This window comes from Xenorhabdus sp. PB30.3, assembly GCF_963895965.1.
Taxonomy (GTDB): Bacteria; Pseudomonadota; Gammaproteobacteria; order Enterobacterales; family Enterobacteriaceae; genus Xenorhabdus; species Xenorhabdus stockiae.
Window position 1 is genome coordinate 1 of the sequence record NZ_CAWQMW010000115.1, and the last position, 13,270, is coordinate 13,270.

At 45.0% G+C, this 13,270-nt stretch carries 9 protein-coding genes and 1 pseudogene; 7 read left to right on the forward strand and 3 right to left on the reverse strand.

The features are described from left to right. Nucleotides 1–275 precede the first annotated feature (275 nt). Nucleotides 276–848, reverse strand: a complete 573-nt coding sequence (satP, locus tag AACX38_RS07815) for an acetate uptake transporter (protein WP_228863907.1) — start codon at nucleotides 846–848, stop codon at nucleotides 276–278. Between the two features lie 349 nt (nucleotides 849–1,197). On the opposite strand from satP, the gene dnaK reads away from it, so the two are divergent. Beyond that, nucleotides 1,198–3,111: a molecular chaperone DnaK gene (gene dnaK / locus AACX38_RS07820; protein WP_228863908.1), complete on the forward strand. Its 1,914-nt coding sequence runs from the start codon at nucleotides 1,198–1,200 to the stop codon at nucleotides 3,109–3,111. Between the two features lie 106 nt (nucleotides 3,112–3,217). Then, a complete protein-coding gene (gene dnaJ / locus AACX38_RS07825) occupies nucleotides 3,218–4,354 on the forward strand; it encodes a molecular chaperone DnaJ (protein ID WP_099108811.1) in 1,137 nt (378 codons plus the stop codon). Nucleotides 4,355–4,511: 157 nt separating this feature from the next. On the opposite strand, the pseudogene AACX38_RS07830 reads toward dnaJ, so the two are convergent. Beyond that, nucleotides 4,512–5,374, reverse strand: a pseudogene (locus tag AACX38_RS07830) (EamA family transporter). A gap of 346 nt (nucleotides 5,375–5,720) precedes the next feature. On the opposite strand from AACX38_RS07830, the gene nhaA reads away from it, so the two are divergent. After that, on the forward strand, nucleotides 5,721–6,905 hold the full coding sequence (gene nhaA / locus AACX38_RS07835; protein WP_228863909.1) for a Na+/H+ antiporter NhaA: 1,185 nt from the start codon (nucleotides 5,721–5,723) through the stop codon (nucleotides 6,903–6,905). Between the two features lie 207 nt (nucleotides 6,906–7,112). Further along, nucleotides 7,113–8,033, forward strand: coding sequence for a transcriptional activator NhaR (gene nhaR, locus AACX38_RS07840; RefSeq protein ID WP_228863910.1), 921 nt, complete (start codon nucleotides 7,113–7,115; stop codon nucleotides 8,031–8,033). Between the two features lie 283 nt (nucleotides 8,034–8,316). Here the strand turns inward: nhaR and rpsT are convergent, their stop codons facing one another. Further along, a complete protein-coding gene (gene rpsT / locus AACX38_RS07845; RefSeq protein ID WP_092513125.1) occupies nucleotides 8,317–8,577 on the reverse strand; it encodes a 30S ribosomal protein S20 in 261 nt (86 codons plus the stop codon). 348 nt (nucleotides 8,578–8,925) lie between these two features. Between rpsT and ribF the strand changes: the two genes are divergently transcribed. The 3 genes from ribF to lspA are packed head-to-tail and all read left to right on the forward strand — an operon-like array spanning nucleotide 8,926 to nucleotide 13,258. Further along, nucleotides 8,926–9,858 (forward strand): bifunctional riboflavin kinase/FAD synthetase, encoded by a 933-nt coding sequence (gene ribF / locus AACX38_RS07850; RefSeq protein WP_228863911.1) that lies wholly within the window; start codon nucleotides 8,926–8,928, stop codon nucleotides 9,856–9,858. A 59-nt stretch (nucleotides 9,859–9,917) separates the two neighbouring features. Next, nucleotides 9,918–12,731, forward strand: a complete 2,814-nt coding sequence (ileS, locus tag AACX38_RS07855) for an isoleucine--tRNA ligase (protein ID WP_228863912.1) — start codon at nucleotides 9,918–9,920, stop codon at nucleotides 12,729–12,731. Beyond that, the gene (gene lspA, locus AACX38_RS07860; RefSeq protein WP_099108817.1) at nucleotides 12,731–13,258 is read left to right on the forward strand and encodes a signal peptidase II; all 528 of its coding nucleotides are present in this window, start codon (nucleotides 12,731–12,733) and stop codon (nucleotides 13,256–13,258) included. The genes ileS and lspA overlap by 1 nt, the downstream gene beginning before the upstream one ends. Nucleotides 13,259–13,270: the final 12 nt, after the last annotated feature.

The window sequence follows — 13,270 nt, forward strand, 5'->3', positions numbered from 1 at the left end:
CTACTGTTCCTTGAGTCTATCCATGAGGCTTTTAATATAAATCAGTAGCACATGTAACAATTAACACTAAAGTTTTTTATTAACTCGTACCTTTCCAGGATGGGATATAATGGCTTTGTAATTAAATAGAATTCAATATAAATATAGAAATTAAAATAGAAGTAATTATAAAACCCGGTATTTACCATAGTTTTTATTCATAACCGAATAAAAAAACAGGATGAGTAAAACGACTCATCCTGTTCCTTTTTGCCGGACAACTAATTACATCTATATCAGGCGTGTTTTTTCTCACCAATTGGCAGAATGGTACGGCCATACTGTTCATTCAGAACTTCAGCCATTGCCAGATAGAAAGCACTTGCACCACAAATCACACCTTCAAAACCAGCAAAAGTCAGAAGGCTGGCGTTACCAGTGATGTTACCAATCGCCAGCAGAGCGAACAGTACAGTCAGACTACCGAAAATGAACTGCAAAGTGCGGTTAGCTTTCAGAGTGCCAAAGAACATAAACAGCGTGAAAATACCCCACAGTGCAAGATAAACGCCGAGGAACTCAGGACTGGTTGCTTCTGCCAAACCCATTTTTGGCAGGAACAGCACACCAATCAGACTCAGCCAGAACATTCCGTAAGAAGTAAATGCGGTTGCACCGAATGTATTTCCTTTTTTGTACTCAATGATGCCCGCCAGCACCTGAGCCAAACCACCATAAAAAATTCCCATACTTAAAATAACAGACGTTAATGGGAAAAAACCTGCATTATGCAGATTCAATAAAATGGTTGTCATGCCAAAACCCATCAAACCCAATGGGCCTGGGTTCGCCAACTGATTAGAACTCATATTTTCCCTATAAATTCAAATAAAACAAAATATTAAAAAAGATTTTCATAGCACTTTTCTATGCCAGAAAACCATAAAAGGCGGCGGATCATAATGTGATGGCATCAACTACACAATGCCCTCAGAAAAATTTTTTTATTAAATCTCAATTTTTTTTCAATCTCCCCCTTGATGCTGAGATGAATGACCCCATCTAAGTCTCAACTACAGTTACTACTGACACTTCAGTAACGGCTGAAAACATACAATGAGGAATTTCTGGCAGACAGTGCCATTGAAAAGAAAACATTCATCCTCATATAGCGTAGTAACTTGACCGAATATATGAATTCTTTGTGGAGGCGTTTAGATGGGTAAAATCATTGGTATCGACTTGGGAACTACCAACTCTTGTGTAGCAATTATGGACGGCACAACAGCACGTGTGCTTGAAAACAGCGAAGGTGATCGTACAACCCCTTCAATCATCGCATATACTCAGGATGGTGAAACTCTGGTTGGTCAACCAGCTAAACGTCAGGCTGTTACTAACCCGCAAAACACCCTGTTTGCCATCAAGCGTTTGATTGGCCGTCGTTTTCAGGACGAAGAAGTACAGCGTGACGTTGCTATCATGCCATACAAAATCACCAACGCAGACAACGGTGACGCATGGCTGGAAGTAAAAGGCCAGAAAATGGCACCACCTCAGATTTCTGCTGAAGTCCTGAAAAAAATGAAGAAAACCGCAGAAGACTATCTGGGTGAGCCAGTAACAGAAGCAGTTATCACTGTTCCTGCTTATTTCAACGATGCACAGCGTCAGGCAACTAAAGATGCGGGCCGTATCGCAGGTCTGGAAGTTAAACGTATCATTAACGAACCAACTGCAGCAGCTCTGGCTTATGGTCTGGATAAAGAAGTTGGTAACCGTACTATCGCAGTTTACGACTTGGGTGGCGGTACTTTCGATATCTCTATCATCGAAATCGACGAAGTTGACGGCGAAAAAACGTATGAAGTTCTGGCAACCAACGGTGATACTCACTTGGGTGGTGAAGACTTCGACAGCCGTATGATCAACTATCTGGTTGATGAGTTTAAGAAAGAACAAGGTATCGATCTGCGTAACGATCCACTGGCTATGCAGCGCCTGAAAGAAGCAGCAGAAAAAGCGAAAATCGAGCTGTCTTCCGCTCAGCAGACTGACGTGAATCTGCCATACATCACTGCAGATGCAACCGGTCCTAAGCACATGAACGTTAAAGTAACCCGTGCAAAACTGGAATCTCTGGTTGAAGATCTGGTGAAACGTTCTATCGAGCCACTGAAAGTTGCACTGAATGATGCTGGCCTGTCTGTATCTGACATTCAGGATGTCATTCTGGTTGGTGGTCAGACTCGTATGCCAATGGTTCAGAAAGCTGTTGCAGACTTCTTCGGTAAAGAACCACGTAAAGACGTTAACCCTGATGAAGCAGTTGCAATGGGTGCGGCAGTTCAGGGCGGTGTACTGGCAGGTGACGTGAAAGACGTTCTGCTGCTGGACGTAACTCCACTGTCTCTGGGTATCGAAACCATGGGTGGCGTGATGACTTCCCTGATTACGAAGAACACCACTATCCCAACTAAGCACAGCCAAGTATTCTCTACAGCAGAAGACAACCAGTCTGCGGTAACTATCCACGTATTGCAGGGTGAGCGTAAGCGTTCCAGCGATAACAAATCTCTGGGTCAGTTCAACCTGGACGGTATTCAGCCAGCACCTCGTGGTATGCCTCAGATCGAAGTGACTTTCGACATCGATGCCGATGGTATCCTGCACGTTTCTGCGAAAGACAAAAACTCTGGTCGTGAGCAGAACATCACCATTAAAGCATCTTCTGGTCTGAATGAAGAAGAAATCCAGCAAATGGTACGTGATGCAGAAGCTAACGCAGAAGCTGACCGTAAGTTCGAAGAGCTGGTTCAGACTCGCAATCAGGCTGACCAACTGGTTCACGGCACTCGTAAGCAAGTTGAAGAAGCTGGCGACAAACTGACTGCTGACGAAAAAACCGCTATCGAGAAAGCTGTTGCTGAACTGGAAACTGCGGCGAAAGGCGAAGATAAAGCTGAAATCGAAGCGAAAATTCAGGCTCTGGTTGAAGCATCTAAGAAACTTCTGGAAATCGCACAGCAGCAGGCTCAGGCAGGCGCAGCTGATGCAGATGCAGGCAATGCCGCGAAGAAAGATGACGACGCTGTAGACGCTGAATTCGAAGAAGTTAAAGACAAAAAATAATAGCCCTTAGCGGGCAAAGTAACAGGACGCCTGTTACTTGTTAACTAGCACGGGCGTTGAGGTAACACTCTACGCCCGTTTGTGCGTGTTAGGGGTAAACAATACGATGGCAAAAAAAGACTACTACGAGGTTTTGGGTGTCTCCAAGACCGCTGATGAAAAAGAGATCAAGAAAGCCTATAAGCGACTGGCTATGAAATTCCATCCTGATCGTAATCAGGGTGATAAAGAAGCTGAAGCCAAATTTAAAGAAATTAAAGAAGCATATGAGATCCTGACTGACTCTCAGAAGCGCGCAGCTTATGACCAATATGGTCATGCCGCCTTTGAACAGGGTGGTATGGGCGGAGGTGCTGGCGGCTTCGGTGGTGGCGCTGACTTTAGCGATATCTTTGGTGACGTTTTCGGAGATATTTTCGGTGGTGGCCGTCGTCAACAACGCCCAAGCCGTGGTTCTGACCTGCGCTACAGCATGGACTTGACACTGGAAGAAGCTGTCCGTGGTGTGACCAAAGAGATCCGCATCCCAACACTGGAATCCTGTGAAAGCTGTCATGGCAGTGGTGCAAAAGCAGGCACCAGTCCGGAAACCTGTTCGACCTGTCAGGGTGCTGGTCAGGTACATATGCGTCAGGGCTTCTTTACTGTTCAGCAGCCATGTCCTCAATGTCATGGCCGTGGAAAAATCATCAAAGAACCATGTAACAAATGCCACGGTCACGGTCGCGTTGAAAAATACAAAACACTGTCCGTTAAAATCCCGGCAGGTGTCGATACCGGTGACCGCATTCGTTTAAGTGGTGAGGGTGAAGCTGGCGAACACGGCGCTCCGGCAGGTGATTTATACGTTCAGGTTCAGGTTAAAGCGCACCACATCTTCGAACGTGATGGCAGCAACCTTTATTGTGAAGTGCCAATCAACTTTGCAACTGCAGCACTGGGTGGCGAAATTGAAGTACCGACTCTTGATGGCCGCGTTAGCCTGAAAATCCCGGCGGAAACTCAGACCGGCAAATTGTTCCGCATGAAAGGCAAAGGCGTTAAATCCGTTCGTGGCGGTGCACAGGGCGATTTACTGTGCCGTGTTGTCGTGGAAACTCCGGTTAAACTGAATGAAGAGCAGAAAGAGCTGATGCGCCAACTGGGCGAGTCTTTTGGCGGAAAAAGCGGGGAAACCAATAGCCCACGCTCCAAAAGTTTCCTTGATGGCGTGAAAAAGTTTTTTGATGATTTGACTAAGTAATTTAGTTTATTCGTCAGAACGAATTTACTCAGCCAAAAGCTGGTTTTAGTTCCCCAGTCACATAGATAAGACAACTGTGTGACTGGAGCGAATGCTCTTAGCCAGCAAAAAATAGCTTAGAAGACGATAAATGTCCCCGATAAATTAAAATCATCCCCTACCCTAATTTCATTCCGACAACCCCACTGACAATCACAACACAAGCCAGCAATCGCATTTTGCAAAACGGTTCCCGTAAGATGAAAACCGATAATAGCATGGCAAATAATATGCTGGTTTCGCGTAATGCAGCGACCAGTACAATGGGAACATGACTCATTGGGGAACATGACTCATTGCCCAAATGGCAATACCATAACTGACCAACTGCATGAATCCACCAAGAAGCCCCGGTTTCCAATATTGGCGAATACTTTGTCTGACAGTATTTCTGTATTTGAAATACATCATCCCGCCCATCACCCAGCCATAGACAGCAAACAGCCACAGAATATAAGTCAGGGCATTATCACTGGCACGGGCACCCACACCATCAACCAATGTGTAACAGGCAGTAAAAACAGAAGTTGTAATCGCTGCAATCAATGCCCTGCGATCCAGTCGGAGAGATTTCTTCCCATAAGGAAATGCAATAAAAATGACACCAACAATAATTAAACCAACACCCAGCATCGCTAAAGGTGGTAACGTCTCCTGTAAAATAACCCAACTCAGCAAAGCGGTAATAAGCGGCGCACATCCTCTGGCTATGGGATAGATCTGGTTTAAATCTCCCATTTCATAAGAACGGCTTAAAAACAGGCAATAACCAATTTGCAGGACACAAGATAATATTAACCACGGCAGGGAGCTGATTGTCGGTAATCCAACCCAGAATAACCCCAAGGTTGAGATTAACCCGGAAAAAAATGCGATAAGTGCAATTCCCAAAAATCGATCAGCACTCACTTTTATCACTGCATTCCAGCTGGCATGTAATAAGGCAGCTCCAAGCACGGCAAATAATACTAGTGTTTCCATAATCGTATTTACCTTTGTCTTTTTATTGTTATTGATTAATTTTTATTAAGTTAATAAATCATCCTCCATAAATCCCCAAGTTAGTCAAACTTAATTTCTCTCGAGTAATCCTCGGAAAACACAATGTTAAAAACACATTAAATCGAATATACCGAATTATATCGCATAAATAATCTACTTTTTCCGAAATCAAAGTTAATGTAGTATTTATAACTTCATTAGCCATAATCACGATATTTATAGCCACATTATTTATAAAAATAATATTTATACCCAATATTCAGGTAACTATTGTCTCTACAACAATAGTATCGACAACCTAATTCATCTTATAGGTTATTAATTTATGACTGCAATTATTCGTCAATTCTTAAAATTAGAAGCAGCAGGAGGGATCCTCCTCATTATTGCTGCCATTATTGCTCTGGTGATGGCAAATACGCCATTACAGACTATCTATCATCAGTTTCTTAACTTACCCGTTGCAGTTCAGTTTGCTGCTCTGGAAATCAATAAACCATTATTACTATGGATAAATGATGGATTGATGGCTGTTTTCTTCCTGATTGTTGGTCTGGAAGTTAAACGGGAACTCATGGAAGGTTCTTTAGCCAGCCGTGATAAAGCCATTTTTCCTGCCATTGCAGCCGTCGGAGGTATGCTTGCCCCGGCATTAATTTATTTACTCTTTAACGGCAATGATGAAATCACCCGTCAGGGTTGGGCAATTCCTGCCGCCACCGATATTGCATTTGCACTTGGAGTGATGGCTCTCTTAGGAAATCGCGTACCTACAGCGCTAAAAGTATTTTTGCTCGCTCTGGCAATTATTGATGATTTAGGCGTCATTATTATTATTGCCCTGTTCTACACCAAAAGTGTTTCAATGGTTGCACTGGGGCTGGCTGCGGCAATGATAGGGCTGCTTGTATGGATGAACTGGCGCGGTGTTGCCAAAACATCCGCTTATCTGGTGGTTGGGGTCATTCTGTGGGTTTGTATCCTTAAATCAGGTGTTCATGCCACGTTAGCGGGAGTGATTGTCGGGTTTTTGATCCCTCTGCGCTGTAAAAACGGTCACTCACCTTCCGAAGCACTTGAGCATGGTTTGCACCCGTGGGTAGCGTATTTAATCCTGCCACTCTTTGCTTTTGCCAATGCCGGGATTTCACTACAAGGAGTCTCTCTGGAAGGTTTAAGCGGGATGTTACCTGTAGGTGTTGCTCTTGGCCTATTTATCGGAAAACCGTTGGGCATTTTTCTGATTAGCTGGCTCTCAGTGAAACTGGGTATTGCCAAATTACCGGCAGGAATTGGAATGCAGCAAATCTTTGCAGTCTCTGTCCTGTGTGGAATCGGCTTTACAATGTCTATTTTTATTTCCGGTCTGGCATTTGAAGGTCTTAGTGAAGACTTCAGTACCTACTCACGTTTAGGGATATTGATTGGCTCAACCACCGCTGCTGTTATTGGCTATGGTTTGCTCAATAAACTCCTGCCAAAGAAGGTCTTAGCAAAGAAAAAAATATAGCCAAATGCCGTCGAATAGACTAATTTAGGCGCATAATCGAGACAATTCCAAATTAATTCACCCTCTTAATATTCACGGTATAACGTCTCACCTGCTGTACCGTGAATATTCATATTAGAAGAAAACAGGAGAGCATCATAATCTGGCAGCCTGAAACGTATGGGCACGGCTGTTGTACAGATGTGAGGTATACACAAGGATAAATATATGCGGGTTTCACATTTAAACTTTAACCACCTTTACTATTTTTGGCATGTTTGTAAAGAAGGTTCTGTTGTCGGGGCGGCTGAAGCTCTATACCTGACGCCACAGACTATTACCGGCCAGATTAAGGCGCTGGAAGAACGCATGGGTGGAAAACTGTTTAAGCGTCAGGGAAGAGGATTAGTTCCGTCAGAGCTGGGACAACTCATTTTCCGCTATGCTGATAAGATGTTTATGCTCAGCCAGGAAATGCTGGATATCGTCACCTACAGCAGAGAATCAAACCTGCTGTTTGATGTCGGGGTCGCAGATGCCCTGTCCAAACGTCTGGTCAGTAAGGTATTAGAAACCGCAGTCGTGGAACATGAGAAAATCCATCTGCGTTGCTTTGAATCAACCCATGAAATGCTGCTTGAACAACTCAGTCAACATAAACTGGACATGATTTTATCTGATTGCCCGGTTGATTCCACTCAGCAGGAAGGCCTGTTTTCCGTCAAACTGGGAGAATGCAGCATCAGTTTTTACTGCCGCGAACCGATCCCGGAAAAACCTTTCCCTGAATGTCTGGAAGAACGCCGTTTACTGATCCCCGGCCGTCGTTCAATGCTGGGCAGAAAACTGCTGACATGGATACGCAATAAGAACCTTGAGGTTGAGGTATTGGGAGAGTTTGACGACGCAGCATTAATGAAAGCGTTTGGCATGTACCATAATGCTATTTTTATCGCTCCGTCTTTCTATGCCAATGATACTTTTGCTGACAGCGATATTATTGAGATAGGCAGACTGGAATCAGTACAGGAAGAGTATTATGTCATCTTTGCTGAACGAATGATCCAACATCCGGCTGTTCAGCGCGTATGTAACAAAGATTTCTCTGATTTATTCAATGTTCCGTTAAAAAACAAACCAGAAAGATAATACCGATATCAACTCAATGAGTATACCCAATGGATTTCGAGTTGCATCGCGACGGCAAGGGAGAGACAAATTCGTCGGGAACGAATTTGCACAGCCAAAGGCTGACCTTCGGTGAAAGGCAGGAGCCTTTCATTAATCCCCGGGAGCATAGATAACCGTATGTTTATAAAAACGGTGACTGGGGTGAACGAGCGCAGCCAACAAAGAGGCAGCTTGAAAGACGAAGGGTATATACAAAAAAACCGGCAAAAGCCGGTTTTTTCAGCATAATTAAAACAACGAATTACATTGCTTTAATTTGCGCTGCCAGAGCAGATTTATGACGTGCTGCTTTGTTTTTGTGGATCAGACCTTTACAGGCGTGACGATCAACAATTGGTTGCATGTCATTGAATGCGTTCTGTGCAGCTTCTTTATCGCCAGCAGCGATTGCCGCGTATACTTTCTTGATAAAAGTACGCACCATAGAACGACGGCTTGCGTTATGCTGACGGCGTTTCTCAGACTGTACGGCGCGTTTCTTAGCTGATTTGATATTAGCCAAGGTCCAACTCCCAAATATATTCTATCGAGGACAATTCAAAGGCCGAGGAATATGCCTGTTCAGCCTTCTTTTGTCAATGGATTTGTGCAAATAAGCGTCGTTGTACGGCGACGCTGGTTACGTTGTGATGGGGCAGGATTTTATCAGCTTACTGAAAGGGAATACAGCCTTTCACAATAAAAAACTCAATGAATCACTGAGAAATGCGATAAATTAAATATTTTTCGGGCATCTAACCTGTTTTTATTGTATGAATCAGGTTATTAATTAAAACCCTTTGTGATCGTGGGTTAACCTTGTGCGCTGTACAAGGTATAATCCGGCAATTTTCACGGTATTGAGCCAGCTATGGAGCTAATTCGCGGTATACACAATATCCGGGCGCGTCACCATGGTTGCGTGCTGACGATTGGTAATTTTGATGGTGTCCATCGCGGGCATCAGGCTTTATTGAAGCATTTGAAGCAAGAAGGGCTGCGTCTCGGGTTACCGACAATGGTGATGATTTTCGAACCGCAGCCACTGGAAGTATTTGTCGCAGATAAAGCACCAGCCCGCCTGACACGGCTACGGGATAAAATAAAATATTTATCCCAGTATGGTGTTGATTACTTGTTATGTGTGAAATTTGACAGAAATTTTGCCGCCAACACACCGGAATCATTTGTTTCCCGGTTGCTCGTGGAAAAACTGGGTGTTAAGTTTCTGGCGGTTGGTGATGATTTCCGTTTCGGTAAAAACCGTCTTGGCGATTTTCACTATCTACAGCAGGCAGGTAAACAATACGGTTTTGATGTTGCCAGTACAGACAGCTTTTGTGACAGTGGGCTGCGGATCAGCAGTACCGCCATTCGGCAATCATTGCAACATGATGATCTAACATTGGCTGAAACATTACTGGGGCATCCTTACAGCATAAGTGGCCGAGTCGTTCACGGTAATCGTCTGGGAAGAACTATTGGCTTTCCCACGGCAAACTTACCTCTGAAACGGCTGGTTGCTCCCGTTAAGGGCGTTTATGCTGTTGAAGTTTACGGCTTAGGTGATACTCCTTTGCCGGGTGTTGCCAATATCGGAAATCGCCCTACCGTTTCTGGTCAGGGCCAGCAACTTGAAGTACATCTGATTGATACCCAAATGGATCTGTACGGGCGTCATATTGATGTGGTATTGCGCAAAAAATTGCGTGATGAACAGCGATTTGCTTCGCTTGATGCGCTTAAACAGCAAATCGCAAATGATGTGGTCTCTGCGAGAGAATACTTTTTGCAGCGATCCTAATCATCTACTTGAACCCCACTTGCGGGGGTATAGCGGAAAATTGGAACTGAGAATCTATAATGAGTGACTACAAAGACACCCTAAATTTACCGGAAACAGGGTTTCCTATGCGCGGCGATTTAGCCAAGCGCGAACCAGATATGTTGAAACGTTGGTACAAAGAAGGTTTGTATCAGGCCATCAGAAAAGCAAAATCCGGCAAGAAGAGCTTCATTTTGCATGATGGCCCTCCATATGCAAACGGCGATATTCATATTGGTCACTCAGTTAATAAAATTCTCAAAGATATTGTTGTTAAGTCCAAAGGGTTATCAGGCTACGATTCGCCTTATATTCCGGGTTGGGACTGCCACGGTTTACCGATTGAGCTCAAGGTTGAGCAGATTATTGGTAAGCCGGGTGAAAAATTTTCCGCCGCCGAATTCAGGGCTGAGTGCCGCAAATATGCAATGACTCAGGTCGAAACACAAAAAGCGGGTTTCAAACGTCTGGGTGTTCTGGGTGACTGGGATAAACCTTACCTGACCATGGACTTCAAAACTGAAGCAGACATCATTCGTGCTCTGGGTCGTATCATCGGCAATGGTCATTTGCTAAAAGGTGTTAAACCTGTTCACTGGTGTACTGACTGTGGTTCTTCCCTTGCAGAAGCAGAAGTTGAATACTACGATAAAACTTCTCCTTCCATTGATGTCCGTTTCACTGCCGTTGATGCACAGGCCGTATATACCAAATTTGGTGTACAACCACAGAATCTGCCGGTTTCTCTGGTAATCTGGACAACCACACCGTGGACACTGCCTGCTAACCGTGCAATTGCACTGGGCGCAGAAATCACCTACCAATTGGTTAAAGTTAACGACGAATGTCTGATTCTGGCAGCAGAATTAGTCGAATCCGTTATGCAGCGTGCAGGTATCACTTCATGGGAAGTGATGAGCGATTGCACAGGTGCTGATTTAGAATTGATGCGTTTCAACCACCCATTCATGGGCTTTGAATCTCCTGCAATTCTGGGTGATCACGTCACACTGGATGCGGGTACAGGTGCCGTACATACTGCCGGTGGTCACGGCCCGGATGACTATACTATCAGCCTGAAATATGGTCTTGAAATCGCAAATCCGGTCGGCCCGAATGGCTGTTACATCTCCGGAACTTATCCATCACTGGATGGTCAGTTTGTATTCAAGGCGAACGATATCATCGTTGAGCTGCTGCAAGAAAAAGGTGCATTACTGAGTCTGGCAAAAATCCAGCACAGCTACCCTTGCTGCTGGCGTCACAAAAAGCCAATCATCTTCCGTGCAACGCCACAATGGTTTATCAGCATGGATCAGAAAGGCCTGCGTGAACAATCACTGAAAGAAATCAAAGGCGTTGAATGGATCCCGGGCTGGGGACAAGCACGCATCGAATCCATGGTCGAAAACCGCCCGGATTGGTGTATCTCCCGTCAACGTACATGGGGTGTACCAATGTCTCTGTTCCTGCATAAAGAAACACAGGAACTGCATCCTCGCACACCAGAGCTGATCGAAGAAGTTGCTAAACGTGTTGAAGTGGATGGCATTCAGGCATGGTGGGATCTGGACATGTCAGAGCTGCTGGGTGATGAAGCGGCAGATTACATGAAAGCTCAGGATACACTGGATGTTTGGTTTGACTCAGGAAGTACCTGTTCTTCCGTTGTCGATGCCCGTCCGGAATTCAATGGTCATTCCGCCGATATTTATCTGGAAGGCTCAGATCAGCACCGTGGCTGGTTCATGTCTTCACTGATGATTTCTACCGCCATTAAAGGCAAAGCTCCTTACCGTCAGGTTCTGACTCACGGTTTCACCGTGGATGAACACGGACGTAAGATGTCCAAATCCATTGGTAATACCGTCAGCCCACAGGATGTGATGAACAAACTGGGTGCTGATATTCTGCGTCTGTGGGTAGCTTCAACCGATTATTCCGGCGAAATCGCGGTTTCTGATGAAATCCTGAAGCGTTCTGCTGATGCTTACCGCCGTATCCGTAATACTGCGCGCTTCCTGCTGGCAAACCTGAATGGTTTCGATCCTGAGCAGCATATGGTGCAAGCAGAAGACATGGTGACTCTGGATCGCTGGGCGGTAGGTCGTGCGCAGGCGGCACAGGCTGATATCCTCAAACACTACGATGAATACGATTTCCATGCCGTTGTTCAGCGTTTGATGCAGTTCTGCTCCGTAGAAATGGGTTCATTCTATCTGGATATCATCAAAGATCGTCAATACACCGCGAAAAGCGACAGTGTTGCACGTCGTAGCTGCCAGAGTGCTCTGTATCATATCGCAGAAGCACTAGTTCGCTGGATGGCTCCGATCCTTTCCTTTACTGCTGATGAAATCTGGAATGAACTGCCGGGTAAACGTGCACAGTTTGTTCTGACCGAAGAGTGGTACGATGGCCTGTTCGGTCTGGCAGATAGTGAAGATATGAACGATACTTTCTGGGCTGAGCTGCTCGAAATTCGTAGTGAAGTGAACAAAGTACTGGAACAGGCTCGTGCTGATAAACACATCCGCAGTTCACTGGAAGCTTCAGTAACACTGTATGCTGATGAAGCACTGGCCGGAACACTCAACAAACTGTCAGATGAATTACGTTTTGTACTGTTAACTTCACAGGCAGAAGTTGCTGCATACGCCACTGCTGGTGATGATGCGCAACAGAGCGAACTTCAGGGTCTTAAAATTGCCTTCCGTAAAGCAGACGGTGAAAAATGCCCACGTTGCTGGCACTATGCTAAAGACTTGGGATTGGTGGCGGAACACGCAGAACTTTGTGGCCGCTGTGTGACTAACGTTGCCGGTAACGGTGAAGAGCGTAAATTTGCCTGATGAAGAAACCCATTTGTTCCACTGGCCTCCGCTGGCTTTGGTTAGTTGTTGTGGTATTGATATTGGATCTGGGCAGTAAGCAATTAATATTGCAGAACTTCAGCCTGTATGAATCTATACCACTCATACCCTATTTTAATCTGGCTTATGCACAGAACTTTGGGGCAGCCTTTAGTTTTCTGGCTGACAAAGGCGGCTGGCAGCGTTGGTTCTTTGCATTGATTGCAATTGCCATCTGTATCACATTGCTGGTTATGATGTATCGTTCCAGTGCCAAGCAGAAACTGAGCAACATCGCTTATGCTTTGGTGATTGGTGGGGCACTGGGAAATCTGTTCGATAGGCTGGTACACGGCTTTGTTGTCGATTTCATCGACTTTTATGTCGGAGAATGGCACTGGCCTACCTTTAATATTGCAGATTCTGCAATTTGCATCGGGGCAGCACTCATCATCATTGAGAGTTTTACCAGCCCGGGTGATAAAAAAGCCTCATCTAAAGAGCAGTCATCGAAAAATAGTCACTAAAAAAACAATAAG